15 protein-coding genes, 2 tRNA genes and 1 pseudogene are annotated in these 19,783 nt (G+C 62.0%); 6 read left to right on the top strand and 12 right to left on the bottom strand.

Going from position 1 to position 19,783, the window contains the following annotated elements:
- Window positions 1–66: 66 nt before the first annotated feature.
- The gene (locus HED64_RS08395) at window positions 67–1,269 is read right to left on the bottom strand and encodes an ROK family transcriptional regulator (RefSeq protein WP_245325827.1); all 1,203 of its coding nucleotides are present in this window, start codon (window positions 1,267–1,269) and stop codon (window positions 67–69) included.
- 296 nt (window positions 1,270–1,565) lie between these two features.
- Between HED64_RS08395 and HED64_RS19825 the strand changes: the two are divergent.
- The 3 genes and pseudogenes from HED64_RS19825 to valS form a co-directional block, all read left to right on the top strand.
- Window positions 1,566–1,667, top strand: a pseudogene (locus HED64_RS19825) (carbohydrate ABC transporter permease); the annotation flags it as partial.
- Entirely contained in the window at window positions 1,667–3,355 is a 1,689-nt protein-coding gene (locus HED64_RS08390) for a glycoside hydrolase family 13 protein (protein ID WP_168151591.1), read from the top strand. The pseudogene HED64_RS19825 and the gene HED64_RS08390, both read left to right, overlap by 1 nt.
- A gap of 87 nt (window positions 3,356–3,442) precedes the next feature.
- A complete protein-coding gene (gene valS, locus HED64_RS08385) occupies window positions 3,443–6,070 on the top strand; it encodes a valine--tRNA ligase (protein ID WP_168151590.1) in 2,628 nt (875 codons plus the stop codon).
- A gap of 472 nt (window positions 6,071–6,542) precedes the next feature.
- Here the strand turns inward: valS and HED64_RS08380 are convergent, their stop codons facing one another.
- The 11 genes from HED64_RS08380 to HED64_RS08330 form a co-directional block, all read right to left on the bottom strand.
- Window positions 6,543–7,187, bottom strand: coding sequence for a mycothiol-dependent nitroreductase Rv2466c family protein (locus HED64_RS08380; RefSeq protein ID WP_168151589.1), 645 nt, complete (start codon window positions 7,185–7,187; stop codon window positions 6,543–6,545).
- A 91-nt stretch (window positions 7,188–7,278) separates the two neighbouring features.
- Window positions 7,279–8,571 (bottom strand): ATP-dependent Clp protease ATP-binding subunit ClpX, encoded by a 1,293-nt coding sequence (gene clpX, locus HED64_RS08375; protein WP_168151588.1) that lies wholly within the window; start codon window positions 8,569–8,571, stop codon window positions 7,279–7,281.
- A gap of 168 nt (window positions 8,572–8,739) precedes the next feature.
- On the bottom strand, window positions 8,740–9,402 hold the full coding sequence (locus tag HED64_RS08370) for an ATP-dependent Clp protease proteolytic subunit (RefSeq protein ID WP_168151587.1): 663 nt from the start codon (window positions 9,400–9,402) through the stop codon (window positions 8,740–8,742).
- 44 nt (window positions 9,403–9,446) lie between these two features.
- Window positions 9,447–10,040, bottom strand: coding sequence for an ATP-dependent Clp protease proteolytic subunit (locus HED64_RS08365; RefSeq protein WP_168151793.1), 594 nt, complete (start codon window positions 10,038–10,040; stop codon window positions 9,447–9,449).
- Window positions 10,041–10,314: 274 nt separating this feature from the next.
- Entirely contained in the window at window positions 10,315–11,691 is a 1,377-nt protein-coding gene (gene tig, locus HED64_RS08360) for a trigger factor (RefSeq protein ID WP_132363459.1), read from the bottom strand.
- Between the two features lie 82 nt (window positions 11,692–11,773).
- Window positions 11,774–11,848 (bottom strand) — tRNA-Pro (locus HED64_RS08355).
- A 255-nt stretch (window positions 11,849–12,103) separates the two neighbouring features.
- Window positions 12,104–12,174 (bottom strand) — tRNA-Gly (locus HED64_RS08350).
- Window positions 12,175–12,277: 103 nt separating this feature from the next.
- Complete coding sequence (locus HED64_RS08345) at window positions 12,278–13,237, bottom strand: Fpg/Nei family DNA glycosylase (RefSeq protein ID WP_168151586.1); 960 nt, start codon at window positions 13,235–13,237, stop codon at window positions 12,278–12,280.
- Between the two features lie 20 nt (window positions 13,238–13,257).
- Window positions 13,258–13,731, bottom strand: coding sequence for a ribose-5-phosphate isomerase (locus tag HED64_RS08340; protein WP_168151585.1), 474 nt, complete (start codon window positions 13,729–13,731; stop codon window positions 13,258–13,260).
- 83 nt (window positions 13,732–13,814) lie between these two features.
- Window positions 13,815–14,831 (bottom strand): SdpI family protein, encoded by a 1,017-nt coding sequence (locus tag HED64_RS08335; RefSeq protein WP_168151584.1) that lies wholly within the window; start codon window positions 14,829–14,831, stop codon window positions 13,815–13,817.
- 87 nt (window positions 14,832–14,918) lie between these two features.
- Window positions 14,919–15,710 (bottom strand): aspartate dehydrogenase domain-containing protein, encoded by a 792-nt coding sequence (locus HED64_RS08330; RefSeq protein ID WP_168151583.1) that lies wholly within the window; start codon window positions 15,708–15,710, stop codon window positions 14,919–14,921.
- Between the two features lie 186 nt (window positions 15,711–15,896).
- Between HED64_RS08330 and pepN the strand changes: the two genes are divergently transcribed.
- The 3 genes from pepN to HED64_RS08315 all read left to right on the top strand — a co-directional run bounded on the left by pepN (window position 15,897) and on the right by HED64_RS08315 (window position 19,762).
- Window positions 15,897–18,440 carry an aminopeptidase N gene (gene pepN / locus HED64_RS08325; RefSeq protein ID WP_168151582.1) on the top strand — a complete coding sequence of 848 codons (2,544 nt, stop codon included), beginning with the start codon at window positions 15,897–15,899 and terminating at the stop codon, window positions 18,438–18,440.
- A gap of 122 nt (window positions 18,441–18,562) precedes the next feature.
- A complete protein-coding gene (locus HED64_RS08320) occupies window positions 18,563–19,045 on the top strand; it encodes an OsmC family protein (protein WP_168151581.1) in 483 nt (160 codons plus the stop codon).
- Between the two features lie 3 nt (window positions 19,046–19,048).
- On the top strand, window positions 19,049–19,762 hold the full coding sequence (locus HED64_RS08315; RefSeq protein WP_168151580.1) for a DNA alkylation repair protein: 714 nt from the start codon (window positions 19,049–19,051) through the stop codon (window positions 19,760–19,762).
- The last annotated feature ends 21 nt before the right edge of the window (window positions 19,763–19,783 follow it).

Raw genomic sequence — 19,783 nt, 5'->3', positions numbered from 1 at the left:
GGAGCAATGTTCCAGCATCACGTCCGATCCAGCATCGTGGGCGCTGCCTCGGCCGAGGTGGCGGTGCTAGATGAAGGCGTACTTTTGAATGGCCACGGCCGCTGCACCTCGTGCCCATAAATCGAACTCGACACCCAGGACGGCAATCCGGACGTCTTGGGCCTCGGGATCACGGTCGGCGGCCAGTGCCGCGCGCACCATGGCCTCGAACCTGGTGAAAAGTTCGACGCCTTCCCCACCCAGGACCACCACATTAACCATTGTCAGATTTGCGGCGGCGGCAAGGAACCGTCCGAGCGCCACCGCCGCTGCCTGCAGCACCGAGCTGGCCACCTTGTTGCCCTGCTCGGCCAGCTCGAGGGCCTGGGCATAGTCGATCTCACGCAGCAGTGCGGTGGAGATCTGCGCACAGATGCTGGGGATCGTGAGCATGGCGGTGGAACATCCGCGATGCCCCTCACGACACACCGGCCCGTTGGGATCAAGGGGGAAATGTCCGCCCAGACCGAGCCCCGTGTCGCGGCCGCGCACCACCTGACGGTGAATGGCCAATCCGTACCCGACACCGGCTCCAATGGTCACCACAGCAAAATCTGCGACTTCGCGTCCCACACCAAACCATTGTTCTGCGGCAACCAGTGCTGTCACGTCGTTTTCGACCAGCACCGGTAACCCCGTGCGCTGGTGAAGTAGTTCACCCAACGGGACATCGCGCCAGCCCAGGAACGGAGCGCGGGCGATGAGTGTTCCCTCGGAGATCTGGCCACCGATGCAGATGCCTACCCCGGCTATTTCCCGGCCACTCTGCTGATGCAGGTCGTTGATAAGCCGTACCAGCGCATCCATGACCTCTGCCACCTCGTGTGTCCCCAGCTCATGTTCGGCGCTGGCCAGGGTGTGAGCGCGCAGGTCGGTCAGTACCCCTTGCGCCATCGTTCCGGTGATTTTGATGCCGACAAAGAAGCTGGTCTCTTGGCTGATATCGAGCAAACGGACAGGGCGCCCCACACTACCGTCGAGGACCAGGTCGCTTTCTCCCACGATTCCGGCGTCCAGCAACGGCTTACTCAGCCGGGTCAAGCTGGCGGCACTGAGCTTTAGCCGCTGGGAAAGGGCCCCACGGGAGCATGGACCGTGGATCAGAATCGCCCGGGCCACCTCTAGTTCCGGTTCGCTCAGTGCTAGCCCCGCGCCGGCTACCCGGCCGTGGAGCTTGGGCTGGCTGCGGGTAGTGATCGGGTCGCTGCTCGCCATGGATGGTGTTGACATGCGGTTAGTTTATTTCACACCGAGCATTAACATCGAACCACGCCGCCATAACCTCGCCTGAACGGAGACAAAATGGCAGCAATTCATCAATCCATGTGGCGCTTGACACATGGATTAGTTTTGACGTAAAAATAATGAATGACCCTGACTGCCCCTCCTGGTGCCGCACTGTCCGTAGCGCGTCCTAAGAGGGACCGAGGAAGCTGCCCGCTTGGGCGTCGTCCTACGGGACCGTTCTAGGTGGCAGCAGACTCCCGCCAGCGCGGGGAGATCAGGCTTCCCGGTCACGGCCTACCGCCTTCGCCTCCTTTCTCACGGCGATGGCCCCACCGCTGCTGGTCTATCTATTCGCCCAACGCTGGGTTACTTCCGGTGTCATGAGAGGATCCGTCACATAATGAATGAGCACGTTTCAAACGCCGCACCCGATGCCAATTGGTGGCGCCAAGCGGCCGTCTACCAGATCTACCCACGCAGCTTTGCCGATGCCACGGGCGACGGACTGGGCGATTTGCCGGGCGTGACATCGCGCATGGGTTATCTCCAGGAGCTGGGCATCGACGCGATCTGGCTCTCCCCGTTTTACCCCTCGGCGTTGGCCGATGGCGGTTACGACGTGGATGACTACCGCAACGTTGACCCACGGCTGGGAACCCTGGCTGACTTTGATGCCATGGTTGCAGCGGCTCATGCGGCAAACATCAGGGTCATCGCCGATGTGGTGCCCAACCACTCCTCCAACCGTCATGACTGGTTCACCGCCGCACGGGCCGCCGCCCCGGGCTCCCCCGAACGGGCCCGCTATCACTTCCACGACGGGCTGGGCGAAAACGGTGAGCTTCCACCATCGGACTGGCCATCACACTTTGGCGGACCGGCTTGGACCCGCATTAATGAAACCACCGGGGAAAATGCCGGGGCGCCGGGGCAGTGGTACCTGCACCTCTTCGCCTCCGAACAACCGGATCTGAACTGGGAGAACCCAGAGGTCCGCGAGGACTTCCACACCACGCTGCGCTTCTGGGCCGATCGTGGTGTGGATGGATTCCGCGTTGATGTGGCCCATGCCCTCGTGAAGGACATGAAACTGCCGCTGCGTTCCAAGCCTTCGTTGGAGATCCTGGTTGATGACGGCACCGATGTGCTCTTTGACCGCGACGAGGTGCATGAAATCTACGCCGGCTGGCGCTCGGTGCTCAACGAATATGACCCGCCCCGCATTGCCGTCGCCGAGGCCTGGGTGCCCTTCACCCACCGCCGGCTGCGTTACGCCCAGCCCACCGGTCTGGGTCAGGCCTTCAACTTCGACCTACTCCAGGCCCCCTTCGCCGCCACCGAATTCCGCAGCATCGTGGCTCGCTGTCTGGCCGAAGCTCAGGCTTCCGGGGCGTCTTCCACCTGGGTCTTTTCCAACCACGACGTCATCCGCCACGCCTCGCGTTATTCACTTCCCGATGGCACCGATGCCCCGGCACTGGAAGCCTGGCTGCTTTCCGGCGGCAGTGAACCGGCCAGCGATCCGGTGCGCGGATTGCGCCGGGCACGGGCAGCAACGCTATTCATGTTGGGTCTGCCCGGTTCGGCGTACCTCTACCAGGGTGAGGAGCTTGGACTCTTTGAGGTGGCAGATCTGCCGGCAGATGCCCTGCAGGATCCCACGTGGTTCCGCACCGGAAACACCGTCAAGGGCCGTGATGGCACCCGGGTGCCGCTGCCGTGGAAGGCAAGGGAAACGAACTTTGGTTTTGGTGCCGCACCCTGGTTGCCGCAGCCAGCATGGTTCGCCGAGCATGCGGTTGATGCCCAGGAGGCGGTGCCCGGCTCCACGCTGGAGCTTTACCGCAGTGCCCTCACCTGGCGCCGACGGTTGCAGACTCACGAGGAGCTGTCTTGGATTTCGGCTCCCGAGGCCACGCTGGCACATTACGAACGACCCAACGGCTGGGCGGTGCTCACCAATTTTGGCGCTGCGCCTGTTGATCTGCCCCCTTCCGTGGATGAAAGCAAGATCGTGGTCAGCAGCGGTGCCACTAAACCGGGCCCGGGGCAGCTTGCGGGGGAAACAACGATCTGGATCGCCCCCTAGTCCTTTGTGAACCGACGCCGACGTTGTGGCGGGCATCAACCCGGGTCAACTGGGGGGAATGCCCGCCCTCATGGGAGAATGGGGAACATGGCAGAAGACACCTTGGGCACAGACACGCCCGTCATCGTTTCCGTTCCCGACAAGCCCGTACTTGAGGGCCTCGAGGAACGCCTCGGCGCCCGCTGGCGCGAACAAGGCACCTACAAATTCAACACCGAGACCACGCGCGAGCAGGTCTACTCGATCGATACTCCCCCACCGACGGCGTCGGGATCCTTGCACGTGGGACACATGTTCTCCTACACGCAGACCGATGTGCTGGCCCGCTACCAGCGGATGAACGGTAAGAACGTGTTCTACCCGATGGGCTGGGACGACAATGGTCTGCCCACCGAGCGTCGCGTGCAGAACTTCTACGGTGTGCGTTGCGACCCGACCTACTCCTACGTTGAGGGTTACCGCCCGCCGGCCACCCCGGCGAAGAACCAGCGCGACTGGGATGTCGTGAGCCGCAAGAACTTCATCGAGCTGTGTGAAGAGCTGGCAGTGGAGGACGAGAAGGTCTTTGAGCACCTCTTCTCCACCCTGGGCCTGTCCGTTGACTGGGATTTGACCTACCGCACCATCGACGATGTCTCGCGCGCGGTTTCGCAGCGTGGCTTCCTGGCTAACCTGGCCGCCGGCGACGCTTACATGTCCGAGGCGCCCACCTTGTGGGATGTCACCTTCCGCACCGCCGTGGCCCAGGCCGAACTCGAAGACCGCGAGATGCCCGGCGCGTACTACCGTTACCCGTTCACCGCCGAAGATGGCACGCAAATCTTCATCGAGACCACCCGTCCCGAACTGCTGGCCGCCTGCGCAGCTCTGGTAGCAAACCCCGACGATGAGCGTTACAAGCCGCTCTTCGGCAAGACCGTCACCTCCCCGCTCTTTGATGTACCCGTCACCGTTTACCCGCACCCGTTGGCCAAGGCCGACAAGGGCTCGGGCATCGCGATGGTGTGTACCTTCGGCGATTTGACCGACGTGACCTGGTGGCGTGAACTGCAGCTGCCGACCCGCGCCATCATCGGCCGCGACGGCCGCGTGATCGCCGAGAAGCCGGAGTGGATCACCACCGAAGCCGGCGCCGAAGCCTACGCAGCCATCGCCGGTAAGACCGTGTTCTCCGCCAAGGAGGGCGTTGTTGATCTCCTGATCGCCGCCAACCTGCTCGATGGCGAGCCGAAGAAGATCTCCCACCCGGTGAACTTCTTCGAAAAGGGCGACAAGCCCTTGGAAATTGTTTCCTCACGTCAGTGGTACATCCGCAATGGTGGACGCGACGAGGAACGCCGCGCCCGCTTGATCAAACGTGGCGAACAGATCGAGTTCCACCCGGCGTTCATGCGCTCACGCTATGAAAACTGGATCTCCGGCCTCAACGGTGACTGGTTGGTTTCCCGCCAGCGCTTCTTCGGCGTGCCGGTGCCTGTCTGGTACCCACTGGATGCCTCCGGTGAGCCCGACTACGAGCACCCGATCCTGCCCACCGATGAGATGCTGCCGGTTGACCCGGCCGCGGATACCGCACCGGGCTTCAGCGAAGCACAGCGCAATGTTGCCGGCGGCTTCGCCGGGGATGCCGATGTGCTTGATACCTGGGCCACCAGCTCGTTGACCCCGCAGATTGTTGGTCGTTGGAACCGGGACGAAGATTTCTTCTCCAAGGTCTTCCCGTTTGACCTGCGCCCGCAGGGGCACGACATCATCCGCACCTGGCTCTTCTCGACGGCCGTGCGCGCCGACGCGCTGCACGATGTGGCCCCGTGGAAGCACGCGGCGATTTCCGGTTGGATCCTGGATCCGGATCGTAAGAAGATGTCCAAGTCCAAGGGCAACGTGGTGGTCCCCACCGACGTGCTGAACGACTATGGTTCCGATGCCGTGCGTTATTGGGCTGCCAGCGCCAAGCTGGGCGCCGACACCGCGTACGAGATCAACCAGATGAAGATCGGTCGCCGCCTGGCGATCAAGATCCTCAACGCTTCGAAGTTTGTGTTGAACCTCGGTGCTACCGAAGCCAACGTCATTTCCGGGGATGCCTCGATCATCACCAATGGCCTGGACAAGTCCCTGCTCGCTCGCCTGTCGCAGGTCATCGATGACGCTACCCGCGCCTTTGATGCCTACGACTACGCCCGCGCGCTGGATATCACCGAGTCGTTCTTCTGGTCGTTCACCGATGACTACGTGGAACTGATCAAGGATCGTGCCTACGGTGCCCGTGGTGATCAGGAACAGGCCAGCGTGCTGGCCACCTTGGCCACGACCCTGGATTCGGTGCTGCGTCTCTTCGCCCCGTTCCTGCCCTTCGCCACCGAAGAGGTCTGGGGCTGGTGGCGTGCGGGTTCGGTTCACCGCGCCGAATGGCCCGGTTCCGCTCACCTGGCCGATGCCATCGAGGGTGCCAATACCGCGGTGTTGCCCGTCGTCGGCGAGGCACTCTCCGGTATCCGCAAGTCCAAGTCCGAGGCGAAGGTTAAGCAGCGCACCGCTGTTCTCTCCGGGGTGATTTCCGCACCGGAGTCGACGCTGGAGCTATTGCGCGCTGGTCTGGGCGACTTGTTGGCCGCCGGTAATGCCAGCGACATGACTCTGGTCGCCGCCGATGGCGATCTGAGCGTTAGCGACGTTGTGCTGGCTCCGGCAGAAGACGCCGTCCAAGCCTAATTATTGGCGTGCCGGTGTCCCCCGCGGACACCATGAAGGGCGCCGTACCGATCTGCTGCGTGTTTGTTCACGCGGAAGATGGGTGCGGCGCCCTTCGTCGTTTCTTGACTGGCTCGGTCCCGGGCTGAACCCAAAAGTGTCCCGGACAGAGGGGAAGCCCCTTCGGCTGACAAATGAATGTCGGAGGGGCTTCGACTCGGTGGTGGTTCTCGTCCAGCGTTGATCTAGAGAACCGAACAAAATCCTCTTTGCGTGGGTCTTGCTGCATCGCTGCTGCAGCCGAACTAAAAGAGATTCCAGTAGTTCGTCACCGCGAATTCGGTTTTTATTCCGCATCATTCCGGTAGTGGTGCGTACAACTTTTATACGCCCCGTGTCCCGGGTACGGCAAGGGGCCGGTGCAAATATTGTTCTGCACACCGGCCCCAAACCATCTTTGTTGGCGGGTTAAGCCATTGACACGCTTTTGCGCTTACTTGCTGGCAACCGCGCTCTGGCTGGATTCAACATCAAACTGCGGGCTTTCGGTGCGGCTGCGCTTGATCTCAAAGAAGTACGGGAATGAGGCCAAGGTGACTGCGGCATCAAAGAGCTTTCCGGCTTCTTCACCGGTTGGTACGCGGGTGATGACCGGGCCGAAGAACGCCGTGCCGTTCAGTGCAAGCACGGGAGTGCCAACGTCTTGGCCCACCTTCGAGATGCCGGTCTCGTGGCTGGCGCGCAGCGCGTCATCGTAATCCGTGACGTTTGCTGCCTGAGCCAGTTCTGGTTCCAGACCGGCGGTGGCCAGTGCGCGGGTGATGACCTCGGTGTAGTCGCCGACCTTTTCGTAGTGCAGCAATTCACCCATGGCGGTGTACAAATCACCCAGTACCTGATCCCCGTGGGCCTGCGCGGCTGCGATCAGCACCCGAACCGGTCCCCAGCCCTTGGCCACACGTGCGCGGTATTCCTCGGGCAAATCGGCGCGGCCATCATTGAGCACCGAAAGCGACATGACGTGCCAGGCGACCTCGATGTCACGAACCTTTTTAACCTCGAGCACCCAGCGAGAGGTGGCCCAGGCGAATGGGCAGGTCGGGTCGAACCAAAAATCTACTTGAGTCTTCTCGGACAACGTACTGCTCCTTCTATTTAAGAGGTGAGAATGCTGATGTGGCTCAGCAGTCACCGGCACAGCACCGGATGCTGCTGAGCCGAAAAATGGGTTAAGCGGACTTCTTGCCGCGCTTATCGGCAACCTGTGCGGAGATTAAGGCTGGTTCCGCACCGTTGTTCACCACCTCGGCGCTGATCACGACCTCGGCAACATCCTCGCGGCTCGGCATCTCGAACATCGTGGCGCTGAGCGTCTCTTCAAGGATGGCGCGTAGACCGCGGGCACCGGTGTCACGGGCCAAGGCCTTATCGGCGATGGCTTCCAGGGCACCCTGCTCGAAGGTCAGCTCCACCCCGTCCATGCGGAACATCTTCTGGTACTGCTTAATCAGTGCGTTCTTGGGCTCGGACAGGATCCGGATCAAGGCCTCGCGGTCAAGCTTTTCCACGGTGGTGATCACCGGAAGCCGACCGATGAACTCGGGGATCAGCCCGAACTTCAGCAGGTCCTCCGGGCGAACATCGGAATACGAGGCAACCTCGGATTTCAGCGCCGAAAGCGGAGCACCGAAGCCGATCCCCTTACGCCCTGCCCTCGAGGAGATGATCTCCTCCAGTCCGGCAAAGGCGCCGGCAACGATGAACAGCACGTTGGTGGTGTCTAGCTGGATGAATTCCTGATGCGGGTGCTTGCGCCCGCCCTGCGGCGGCACAGCTGCCACGGTGCCCTCGAGAATTTTGAGCAGTGCCTGCTGCACTCCCTCGCCGGAAACGTCACGGGTGATTGAGGGATTCTCGGACTTACGCGAGATCTTGTCGATCTCGTCGATGTAGATGATGCCCTGTTCGGCCTTTTTGACATCGTAATCTGCCGCTTGAATAAGCTTCAGCAGAATGTTTTCAACGTCCTCGCCCACATAACCCGCCTCGGTCAGCGAGGTAGCGTCGGCCACGGCGAAGGGAACGTTCAGGCGCCTGGCCAGCGTCTGCGCCAGGTAGGTTTTGCCGCAACCGGTGGGACCGATGAGCAGAATGTTGGACTTGGCTACCTCAACATCGTCGAAGCTGTCCGATTCGGTGATCGTGGAAACGGACTTTGCCGCCGCACCACCCTGAATGCGCTTGTAGTGGTTATACACGGCCACGGCCAGGGAACGCTTGGCGCCCTCTTGCCCGATGACGTATTCCTGCAGCGAACCGAAGATCTCCTTGGGCTTGGGCAGTTCGAAGGCGACGCCCTCTTCCACCTCGGCGAGCTCTTCCTCGATGATCTCGTTGCAGAGTTCGATGCACTCGGTGCAAATGTAGACCCCATGACCGGCGATCAATTTGCGAACCTGCTTTTGGCTCTTCCCGCAGAAGGAGCACTTGAGCAGATCGGATCCTTCACCCATGCGTGCCATCGAATTGGTCCCCTTTGCCTGGTACCGGTATGACCGGCCACAAGAACCGGAAATGCTGAACTGCCTTAACTCTATGACAGAGCTAGGACAGAATGGGCGAACGGGCGGCCCATGGTGCGCATATTTCGCGCCTCCAGCGATGGCCGCCCGTTCGGTGTGCCGCTATTTCTAGCGAGTAATGGTGCTCTGCGGCTTGATCTTACGAGGTGAGAGCACCTCGTCGATCAGGCCGTAGGTCTTGGCCTCCGCAGCGGTCATGTAAAGATCGCGTTCGATGTCGTTGCCGACTTCCTCAGCGGTCTTGTTGCTGTGCCCGGCCAAGGTGTTTTCCAGCCAAGCGCGCATGCGCATGACCTCTTCGGCCTGGATCTGCAGGTCACTCGCGGTACCGCGTTCGCCGCCACCCATGGCCGGCTGATGGATCAGCACACGGGCGTTGGGAAGCGCCAAGCGCTTGCCCGGGGTACCACCGGCGAGCAATACCGCTGCTGCGCTGGCGGCCTGACCCAAGCAGACGGTCTGGATCTCTGGACGAATAAACTGCATCGTGTCGTAGATCGCCGTCATCGCGGTGAACGAGCCACCGGGTGAGTTGATGTACAAGGTGATGTCGCGCTCGGGGTCCATGGATTCGAGGACCAGCAGCTGAGCCATGACATCGTCGGCCGAAGCGTCATCAACCTGGGTGCCCAGGAAAATGATGCGGTCTTCGAAAAGCTTCGCGTACGGGTCCTGGCGCTTAAACCCGTAGGGGGTACGCTCCTCGAACTGCGGAAGGATGTAGCGCGCCGACGGCATTTCGCCGGAGGTGGCATGCGGGGTGAAATTCATCGTTACTCCTGGGAAATCAGTTAGGTCTGCCGGGTGCCGTCGCGTTACTTCGAGACTCCGCCGCCACCGGAAACAATGCCGGCGGACTGGGCGATGTGGTCAAAGAAGCCGTAAGCGAGTCCGTCGGTGGCGGTGAACCACTTATCGCGCTCGTTGTCCTTGAGGATGGTCTCGAGGCTCTGGCCGGTCTGGGCCGCGGTCAGCTCGCTCATGACCTTCTTCATGTGCAGGATCAGTTCTGCCTGGATACGAATATCCGAGGCGGTACCGCCGATGCCACCAGAGGGCTGGTGCATCAGGATGCGGGCGTTCGGGGTGGCGTAACGCTTACCCGGGGTACCCGAGGAGAGCAGGAACTGGCCCATCGAGGCGGCCAGGCCGGTGGCGACAGTGACAACATCGTTAGGGATGTAGTTCATGGTGTCGTAGATCGCCATACCGGCGGTGATGGAACCACCCGGTGAGTTGATGTACAGCCAGATGTCCTTGTCCGGGTCCTCTGCGGAGAGCAGCAAAAGCTGGGAGCAGATGGCGTTTGCGTTAGCATCGCTCACCTCGGTGCCCAACCAAATGATGCGCTCCTTGAGGAGACGATTGTAGATGTAGTCCTCACGTGCGGCCGGATCTACCGAAGCCATCGTGGGAGTGCGGGAGTCACTGGACATGTTCTGATACCTCTCCGTGATGCCGTGACCCGATGTTCTGTCCGTCGAGTCACTGGCTCTTTACTTCCTTGAACATTACTGCCTTGGCCAGCGGATTTGGGGGCCTAAGTCCAACTGTTCGCTGTCGGCGCATGGTCGGGGCTGATGCCATCGCCGTAGGCTTAAAAGCTCACATAAAAGAAGCGTGGAGCCACCTTTTACAGGTGACTCCACGCTGGGAAACTCTTGCCGCGTCAGCGGCGCCGCACTACTTAGCGGATGCTGCCGAAGCCGATGAGGCTGATGAGGCAGAGGAAGCGGACGACGCCGAGGAGGCGTTCTCTGCTTCGTCGCCCGGGCGAACGAAGTCGGAGAGATCCACAACGTTGCCGTTGCTGTCGGTGACAACTGCCAGTTCCAGGACTTTGGCAAGTGCCTTGCGGCGGCGAACTTCGCCAACCAGCATCGGGACCTGGCCGGCACCGTCGAGCATCTGCGCGAACTGGTTCGGGTCCATGCCGTACTGACCTGCGGTCTGCACGATGTAGTCGATCAGTTCGGACTGGGCAACGCCAATCTTCTCTGCTTCGGCCACTGCGTCGAGAACGATCTCGTTCTTGAAGGCCTTGGCGGTGTTCTCGCTGACCTCGGCGCGGTGCTCTTCGGTGTCGTGCTCTTCGCCCTCGTTGTGGGCGCCCTGTTCGAAGTGCTGCTCAACCTGCTCGGCGATGACGGACTCCGGAACCGGAACCTCAACCAGTGCCAAGAGCTGCTCGAGAACCAAGTCGCGAGCCGCAACGCCCTGCTCAACAACCTTGGACTCCGCTGCATCCTTAGCCAAGGATTCGCGCAGTTCGGCCATGGTGTCGAATTCGGACGCCAGCTGTGCGAAGTCGTCGTTGGCCTCGGGAAGCTCGCGCTCCTTGACGGCGGTAACCACGACGGTGACCTGTGCGTCGGCACCTGCGTGCTCGCCGCCGGCCAGCTTGGTGACGAACGTAGCGTCTTCGCCTGCGGACAGGCCGGTGACTGCTTCGTCCATGCCCTCAAGCATGGTGCCTGCGCCAACCTGGTAGGACAGGCCGGTGGCCGAATCGACCTCTTCGCCCTCGACCGTAGCGGTCAAATCCAAGGTGATGAAGTCATCGTTGGCGGCCGGGCGCTCGATGGACTTGAGCGTGCCGAAGCGACCGCGCAGGTCATCCAGTGCCTTTTCGATGTCGGCGTCGCCGGCTTCGCTGGCTTCAACGGTGACTGCCAGGCCCTTGTAGTCAGGCAGTTCGATGCTCGGGCGAATGTCGATTTCGACCTGGAAGGCCAGCTGGCCTTCGCCGGCAACCTCAGCGGAGGGCTGCTCGGTGATTTCTACCTCGGGACGCGACAGCGGAACGATTTCGTTCTCGGTGACGGCCTGCTGGTAGTAGGTGTTCATGCCTTCGTTGATGGCAGTTTCCAGGACGTAGCCACGGCCGACGCGCTGATCAATCATGCGGGACGGGACCTTGCCGGCGCGGAAGCCGGGAACCTGGATCTGCTTGGCGATGGTCTTGTAGGCCTCAGCGATACGCGGCTTCAGTTCCTCGTAAGGAACTTCAACAGTGAGCTTGACCCGGGTGGGGGTGAGGGTTTCGACGGCGCTCTTCACAGCGGTGTACTCCTGGTGTGTTGTTTGGTCTGAGCTGGACTTCAACCCCGTAACGGATTCCGTTACGGGGTTGAATACAGAGTCGGGGTGACAGGATTCGAACCTGCGACCTCACGCTCCCAAAGCGCGCGCTCTAGCCAAGCTGAGCTACACCCCGATTAGTGCAGAAACAGTCTATGCGGAATAAACATATTTCTACTAATCGCCCGTCGACCAGAAGTTTGGAATTCGTCGACGGCGCGGAACAACCATACAAGCATTTCGCGGAAAACCAAATTCGGGCTCCCGCTTGGGTCAAGAGCTCCCGCTGCGGCCCTAGTTCGGGGCCGCAAAGCATCTGATCCACCGCCAGCAGCGGGGCAAAGAAAAAGAGTGTTTCGGTTTCCATGGAAACCAAAACACTCTTTACCGGAGGGGATGACGGGAATCGAACCCGCATCATCAGTTTGGAAAACTGAGGCTTTACCACTAAGCTACATCCCCGCATTTGCTCACCTTGTCGGTGGCAACGGATTAGACTTTAGCACCATCTTTCGGCGCCGCGCAAATCGACGGTTCTCGTCCCGATTCACGTGATCGTGCGAGGTCAGGGACGGCTCGACTTGACCCGTTGGCAGCCGGGGCACCAGTAGAGCTTGCGACCGCCAACCTCCGCCAGTGCGATGGTGGCGGAGCATAACCTGCACCCTCGGCCCTGACGCTGGTAGGTGTAGTAGGCGTTATCCGGCCAGAGGTCCCCGGCACCGCGATCGTTCACGCGAGTGGTGATGATCTTTCCGTCGCGAACACCATCGGACATAATTTCTGCGATGTCATCCCACAGCATCCCTGCCGCGCGCACCGACAGCTCGCTGGCCACCATGAAGGGGTCAATTCCCCGCCGGAACAGGGCCTCGGCACGGTAGATATTTCCCACGCCAGCCAGCACTCCCTGATCCATGAGCGTGGTTCCGATGGGGGTGCGCTTGCGACTCAGGCGTGCCACGAAGTCCTTGCGGGCAGTTCGGGCATCGGCCTGGTGCGCCTGGGCACTTCCCCGCCCCTTACTCAACTCAAATTCCCCGGCCGCTGCCACCAGCGGATCCGGACCCAGCTTGGCGCGCACGGCCAGTGCCTGCTCGACAGTCAGGACCTCACAGGCGCTGGGGCCACGAAGGTCGGCCCAGCCGTGGGCCGAGACTAATCTGGCGCGCACCATTCCCACCGGTTCCGGCGGACCGTTGTAGGGACCGGGTGCGGCAGCGGGGCCCTGTTCCCGTTCCCCCACCTTGCGCGGGGCACCAATCGAGGAGGCGCCGGAGAAATGCTCGTCCCCGCCGAAACTCCAGGCGCCATAGAGCCCCAGATGCACCCGCAATACCAGGTCGTTTCCGAACCCGAGAAACAGCTGCTTTCCGTGGGCCCGGGAGCTGATCAACCGTTGCCCATCAATCAGGGCAGCCGCGGGCGCAAATCTGCCCTGCGGGGAGGAGATGGTGAGGACCTGCCCGCCAAAGACGTCGTCAAATTGGCGGGACAGGCGGTGTACCGAGTGGCCTTCGGGCATGGTGGGCGATTGACCTTGACTTAGGCCACAACCTCGCCGGTGGTTTCGTAGGTCGCAATCTTGGAGATGCGGCGAATGTGGCGTTCAACGTTGGAGAAGGGCTCGGCGAGGAATGCCTCGATGATGGCCGTGGCTTCCTCTAGGGAGTGTTGGCGCCCGCCGACGGCAACAACGTTGGCGTTGTTGTGTTCGCGGGCCAGTCGGGCGGTGTCCAGATTCCAAGCGAGGGCGGCACGAATGCCAGCCACCTTGTTGGCAGCGATCTGCTCGCCGTTGCCCGATCCGCCCAGCACGATACCCAGTGAGTCCAGACCAGCGTTCTGGTCGGCCACCACTGCTAGGGCCGCGTTGATGCAGAAGGACGGGTAGTCATCTTCGGCGTCGTAAGCCGCCGGCCCGTGGTCAACCATGTCAAAGCCCTGGGAGCGCAGGTGGTTGATGAGGTGGGCGCTGAGCTCGAGGCCCGCGTGATCGGTGGCAATGTGAACGCGCATGAGTGGTGTCCTTAGGCATGGAGGGGGTGTGGTGCAGAAACCAGCCTAGCCCCGGGCACGCCGTGCTACTAAGTCGATGACAGCTAGAGGGGGTTGGTGGTGCTTAATGAATTCAGTACCAGCGCCATCTTCTGCGCATCTTCGGTGGTGGCCACGGAATAGATGCGCGCCGCCCCGCGTTTGCGCTGCACAATGACTCCGGGACCGGCCCCGGTAATGAAGGCCACTCCCGCACCGCTGATGCGCAGACCCCAGCCACCGAATTCGGACGGGCTAATGTCCCGGTGTTCGGCACTGACCAGGTGCTCGGGGCGCACGTGCAGCAGCTTGACAAGGCCACCACCGTAGACGCGGATGCCTTGTTCATCGACCACCACGCGTCCGCTCAGGAAGAGCACTGAAGCCAGCAGCACGATGACGGCAGCGGGGAGCAGCGACCAATTGACCAACGCGCCTTCGGTGCGGGTGGTGAATGTGAAGACTAGCAGCGCGGCAATGAGGGCGCCGAGTACCAGCAATAGCACCTTGGGCATCCGCACGGTGGAGCTGATGACGGTCCCCGGAGTAAACGCCACGGTGGCAGCCGCCGGCTCGCCGAGCAGATGTTCGCTCATGGCGGGCTCTGCGGGTAGTGCCGCGCGAACCAGGAAGGCGGAGGCCACACCCCAGCCGATCCCCAGCAGTAGGACGGCGATCAGCACGCGGAAATCCATGCTGGTGCCCAGCGCCTCGGGTGCATCAAGTTGCCCGATGAGACCGGAGAGCAGCATGCCGCCGATGATCACCAGCAGGGCATTGCCCAGGCCCACCAGCAGTGGTGCACCGGTGCGCGACCCCGCGGCCGAGCGGGCACTGAAGGGCATGAGGATCCCGAGCAACACCAGGACGAAGCTGCCGGCCAACAGGTGGGTGAGGATGCCGCCTGCCCCATCGGCCACCAGAGCACCGTTCCAGTGCGTGGCCAGCGGATCGGGCAGCCGCTGGTGCCAGAGGGCCGTACTGCCCAGGTGCACCACCAGCATCACGAGCATGGTACCTAGGCACAGTGCCCACGATCGTGGGGCGGATGACGGTGCTGGTTGATGAGATGGTGCACTCATGGTGGGCTGGGTCCCCCTGCTTGTTGTGGATTGTTGGATTTACCCACAGCCTATCCAGAACATTGAATGGGTTTCATTCCTCTCGCCCTAGATGAAGTGCGGTCCGCGGCCGGCCAGACGCAGCACTCCGGAGACCATCGAGCGCGCGGTCAGGGCGCTGGTGGCGGGGTTGGCGGGATCGGGAAGGTTGGAAATCTCGAAACTATATTTCCCGCTGCTGGTCTGGACGTTAATGCTGTGGGTGGTACGGCGGGCGGTCGGATCGGCGATGATTTGCACCCGCACCAGAGCCATATTCCCCGCGGCCAAACCCAGGGCTGCGGCGACGTTGATGTTGGAAGGAAACAGCTTGATGGCGTCGGCAACGCTGCCGCTCAAGACCTGCTCTGGGCCATGTTCTGGCCGCAGCCCAGCGAGCAGGGAGCGAAGATGCTCGGGAAGGCCGGGGTGCAGCAGTGCCAGCGGCGCCTTGCGCGTACACAGGGTAATCTGCTCGATCGTTGCTGCCGTGGCGCGGATCAGGTCCAGTCCCCCGATGGCTCCGGTGGATAGGTAACAACGCCCGGGCCCATCGTGCAACAAACACTGAGCCAGCTGGGGGTCAACCAGCGCCCCGAGGGAGGCCACCAGGAGATGGCTCCCGGATCCGATGATGCCCGGGCCGTAGCTGCGCACGGCGGCGGGCGAGGCGCACTCGATCACCAGCTGTGCGCCGGCGATCGCGTCGCCAAGGGCCGTTGCGGCATTCTGTGCCCCGCCCTCCAGAACCGCGCGGTCCACGATGCGCAGCACCTCAACATCCTCCTGATGCTCGGCCAGCGAGCGGTGAACCGCCCGACCGATCGCGCCATACCCCAGCAAAACCACACCCATAGCCATGACATCTATCCAACCAGCACTTCGCCACTTGCGACACCGAGGGGTGTTGGTGAGAGAATGGGCACACTGTTCAAGGTTTGTTTCACATTCCCCGCTACCGGTGCATCCCCATGGGGCCCGCCCACTAGCGCGTGCAGCAAAAAACAGTTATTGCAGACCGGCAACCATCGAAAGGCACGTCAGACCATGCCAGGAATGAACCTCACTCGCGAAGAGGCCCGCGCCCGGGCCGCACTGATCACCGTGCACTCCTACGATGTCGAGCTGGATTTAACCGTTTCCGACACCATCTTCGGTTCCCGGACCACGGTACGTTTCTCCGCCACCGCCGGCAGCAGCACCTTCATCGACGCCGTGACGGCCGCCGTCCGCTCCGTGAACCTGAACGGGACCGAGCTGGATCCGGCCACGGTATCGGACGGGGTACGCATCAGTCTTTCGGATCTGGCGGCGGAAAATACCCTGGTGATCGACGCCGATGCGTTGTACATGAACACCGGCGAGGGCCTGCACCGCTTTGTTGACCCCGTTGATTCCGAGGTCTACCTCTACTCGCAATTTGAGGTTCCGGATGCTCGACGCATGTTCGCCGTTTTTGAACAACCAGACTTGAAGGCCACCTTCGCCTTCACCATTACCGCGCCGGAACACTGGGACGTCATTTCCAACGCCACCACCCCGGCGCCAGTGCCCGCGCACCCCGGCGCCAAGACCTGGGCCTTTGCCCCCACCGCGCCCATCTCCTCCTACATCACCGCGCTAATCGCCGGCCCGTACAAGGCCGTGCGTTCCGAGCTGACCAGCAGCGATGGCCGAGTCATCCCGCTGGGTGTTTTTGCCCGCGCCTCGCTCATGGAGCACCTGGACGCTCAGAACATTTTCACCCTGACCCGCCAGGGCTTCGAGTTCTTCGAGGAACAGTTCGGCACGCCCTACCCCTTTGAGAAGTACGACCAGCTCTTTGTGCCCGAGTTTAACGCCGGGGCGATGGAAAATGCCGGTGCCGTCACCTTCCTAGAGTCCTACGTCTTCCGCTCGCGACCCACCGACGCCATGGTTGAACGCCGCGCCATCACGGTGCTGCACGAACTGGCTCACATGTGGTTCGGCGACCTGGTCACCATGCGCTGGTGGAACGATTTGTGGCTGAACGAGTCCTTCGCCGAGTTCATGTCAACACTCGCCGCGGCGCAGAACACCGAATTCACCTCCGCGTGGACCACCTTTAACATCATGGAGAAGAACTGGGCCTACCGTCAGGACCAGCTGCCCTCCACTCACCCGATCGTCGCGCAGATCAACGATCTGGAAGACGTGCAGGTGAACTTCGACGGCATCACCTACGCCAAGGGCGCCTCGGTTTTGCGCCAACTGGTCGCCTGGGTAGGTCAGGAGCAGTTCATGGCCGGCGTGCGAAGCTACTTCGCCAAGCACGCGTGGAGTAATACCGAACTTCCGGATTTGATGCGTGAGCTGGAGGCCGCTTCGGGCCGCGATCTCTCGGCCTGGTCGGCCGCATGGCTGGAAACCGCGGGCGTAAATACCCTGCGCGCGGTGATCGATACCGATGAATCCGGAGTGATCACTTCCTTCGCCATCACCCAGAGCGCCATCGAGGCCTACCCCACGATCCGCCCGCATCGCCTGGCCGTGGGTTTCTACGACCTTGATGAGAGCGGATCGCTGGTCCGGGTACACCGCGAAGAACTCGACGTGGCGGGTGTGCGCACCGAGGTCCCGACCTTGCTGGGACGCCAGCGCCCCGCGTTGGTGCTGGTGAACGACGATGACCTGGCCTACGCCAAGATCCGCCTTGATGAGCTCTCCCTGGCCACCGCCACCGAGCATCTGAAGGACTTCGCCGATTCCCTGCCGCGCACCTTGGTTTGGGGAGCCGCATGGGATGCGGTGCGCGATGCCGAGACCCCGGCCCGCGCCTACGTCGAGCTGGTGCTGAAAAACATCGCGCATGAATCGGATTCCTCGGTGGTCATGGTGCTGCTGCGCCAGCTGAATACCGCCCTGGATTACTACGTTAATCCCGAGGCGGCAGCACAAACATCGACGCGAGCCGCGCAGAGCCTCTGGGCTCTGGCGCAGGGGGCCGCCGCCGGTTCGGACTCCCAGCTGCAGTTCACCAAGGCCTTCGCCCAACGGGCAAACTCCACCGAGCAGCTGGATGCAGTGGCGTCCCTGCTGGCCGGAGAGTTGGTCTTGGAGGGTCTGAGCATCGACACCGATCTGCGCTGGGAGCTGCTGATCTCACTGGCCGCCGGTTCCCGGGCCACCGAGGAGCAAATCAACGCGGAATTGGCACGTGATAACACCGCGAACGGTTCGCTGGCCGCGTTTACCGCCAAGGCTGCGATCCCCAGTAGCGAGGCCAAGGCCAGCGCTTGGGCTGGGATCCTGGGTGGGGAACTGTCCAACCTGGAACAGCGGGCGGCGATCACCGGGTTTAATCGTGTGCACGATGCGGCACTGCTCTCCGAGTATGTGGAGAGCTACTTTGCCGCGGCGCGCGGCATCTGGGAGTCCAAGAGCCACGAGATCGCTCAGCAGATCATCGTTGGCCTCTTCCCTGCCGCGCAAGTTTCTGAGGCGACGTTGGATGCCAGCGATGCCTTCCTGAACACCTTGGGTTCCGACTCCCCCGCACTGCGCCGATTGGTCACCGAGTCTCGCGATTCGGTGGTGCGCTCTCTGGCAGCACAAAGGGCCGACGTCTAAGGAGTATCCGGGGCGTTTTTGCCACGGACGCCGGGCCGCGTTTTACCGACGCGGCTCGGCGTTATCCCATTAAAGCGCCGGGCGGTTGTGCGCCAGCGCGGATCATGACCGAGAATGGATTCATGAACCTGGCCCTACACAACTACTCCATCTCCCTTTCGTGGACAGGAAACCGCGGAGCGGGCACCGCCAGCTATCGCGGTTACGGCCGCGACCATGTGATCAGTGCCCCTGGGTTGCCGGATCTTGCGGGTACCGCTGACCCGACGTTCCATGGGGACAAGGATCGTTGGAACCCCGAGCAGTTGCTCCTCACCGCCCTCTCGCAGTGCCACATGCTCTCCTACCTGCACATTGCGGTGAAGCACCACGTGGTGGTCACCGGTTATGACGATGAAGCACGTGGAACGCTGCGACTGAACCGCGATGGCAGTGGCGAATTCCTCGAGGTGAGACTCACCCCTCGTGTGGTTTTGCAGGATGAGTCTCAGCGGGCACTGGCCGATTCATTGCACCAGGAAGCCAACTCGGTCTGCTTCATTGCTCGCAGCGTGAATTTCCCCGTGCACCATGAACCCACGCTTCCTTCCACCACCGATCACTGAAGCATGGCACCGGCCTTTGAGTATTCCCCGGCCATCGAGCGGCTGAATGCTGCGCTAGTGCCCCATGCCATCGAGGGCAAGGCCGCAGCGGCGGCCGCATATATGAAGACCGAGCAACCGTTTATCGGTGTGCCCGTACCCATGGTGCGGCGCATCGCCCGTGAGCTGGCCAGGGACACCTCCGGCACGGCGGACCTGCTGGAATTGGCAACGGAGATCTGGGAAGGTGCCACCCATCGCGAGCATTGGTATGCCGTGCAGGAAATCTGCGCGAGCGCACCGTGCCGCGGCAAGTTAGAGTTCCTGCCGCTGTATGAGCGGATGATCATCACCGGGGCGTGGTGGGACATCGTTGATGGATTATCACGACATTTTGGGTTGCTGCTGCGCGCGCATCCCGAGCCCATGTCCGCGCTGCTGCGCGAGTGGTCAACCGATTCCTTCATGTGGAAGCGCCGGATGTCCATGATCGCTCAGCTGCATCTGGGCCCGGCAACGGACACCGAGCTACTTGACGAGGTCTTGCGAGCCAATCTGGAGGATCCCGAGTTTTTTATCCGCAAGGCCATGGGCTGGGCGTTGCGCCAGTATGCCAAGACAGATCCCGATTGGGTCCGCGGGTGGATCGCCGAACAGCACGCGGTGATGAGCCAACTCGCGCTGCGCGAGGCGCTCAAGCACCTGGGACCGCTACCCCAACCACCTTCCCAAGGCTGACGCCGAGGGCGAAAGTCGACC

The sequence above is a fragment of the Paeniglutamicibacter terrestris genome (assembly GCF_012271785.1).
Lineage (GTDB): Bacteria > Actinomycetota > Actinomycetes > Actinomycetales > Micrococcaceae > Paeniglutamicibacter > Paeniglutamicibacter terrestris.
The sequence above is the reverse complement of the archived record's forward strand: the minus strand, read 5'-3'. Positions and strand labels throughout refer to the sequence as shown.

Bases quoted from the DNA above. Each gene is read 5' to 3' on its own strand.
- HED64_RS08370 (WP_168151587.1), bottom strand. From the start codon at position 9,402: ATGAATTTCACCCCGCATGCCACCTCCGGCGAAATGCCGTCGGCGCGC.
- pepN (WP_168151582.1), top strand. From the start codon at position 15,897: ATGCCAGGAATGAACCTCACTCGCGAAGAGGCCCGCGCCCGGGCCGCA.
- HED64_RS08330 (WP_168151583.1), bottom strand. From the start codon at position 15,710: ATGGCTATGGGTGTGGTTTTGCTGGGGTATGGCGCGATCGGTCGGGCG.
- HED64_RS08320 (WP_168151581.1), top strand. From the start codon at position 18,563: ATGAACCTGGCCCTACACAACTACTCCATCTCCCTTTCGTGGACAGGA.
- HED64_RS08345 (WP_168151586.1), bottom strand. From the start codon at position 13,237: ATGCCCGAAGGCCACTCGGTACACCGCCTGTCCCGCCAATTTGACGAC.
- HED64_RS08395 (WP_245325827.1), bottom strand. From the start codon at position 1,269: ATGTCAACACCATCCATGGCGAGCAGCGACCCGATCACTACCCGCAGC.
- HED64_RS08335 (WP_168151584.1), bottom strand. From the start codon at position 14,831: ATGAGTGCACCATCTCATCAACCAGCACCGTCATCCGCCCCACGATCG.
- HED64_RS08365 (WP_168151793.1), bottom strand. From the start codon at position 10,040: ATGGCTTCGGTAGATCCGGCCGCACGTGAGGACTACATCTACAATCGT.
- HED64_RS08340 (WP_168151585.1), bottom strand. From the start codon at position 13,731: ATGCGCGTTCACATTGCCACCGATCACGCGGGCCTCGAGCTCAGCGCC.
- clpX (WP_168151588.1), bottom strand. From the start codon at position 8,571: ATGGCACGCATGGGTGAAGGATCCGATCTGCTCAAGTGCTCCTTCTGC.
- HED64_RS08315 (WP_168151580.1), top strand. From the start codon at position 19,049: ATGGCACCGGCCTTTGAGTATTCCCCGGCCATCGAGCGGCTGAATGCT.
- valS (WP_168151590.1), top strand. From the start codon at position 3,443: ATGGCAGAAGACACCTTGGGCACAGACACGCCCGTCATCGTTTCCGTT.
- HED64_RS08390 (WP_168151591.1), top strand. From the start codon at position 1,667: ATGAATGAGCACGTTTCAAACGCCGCACCCGATGCCAATTGGTGGCGC.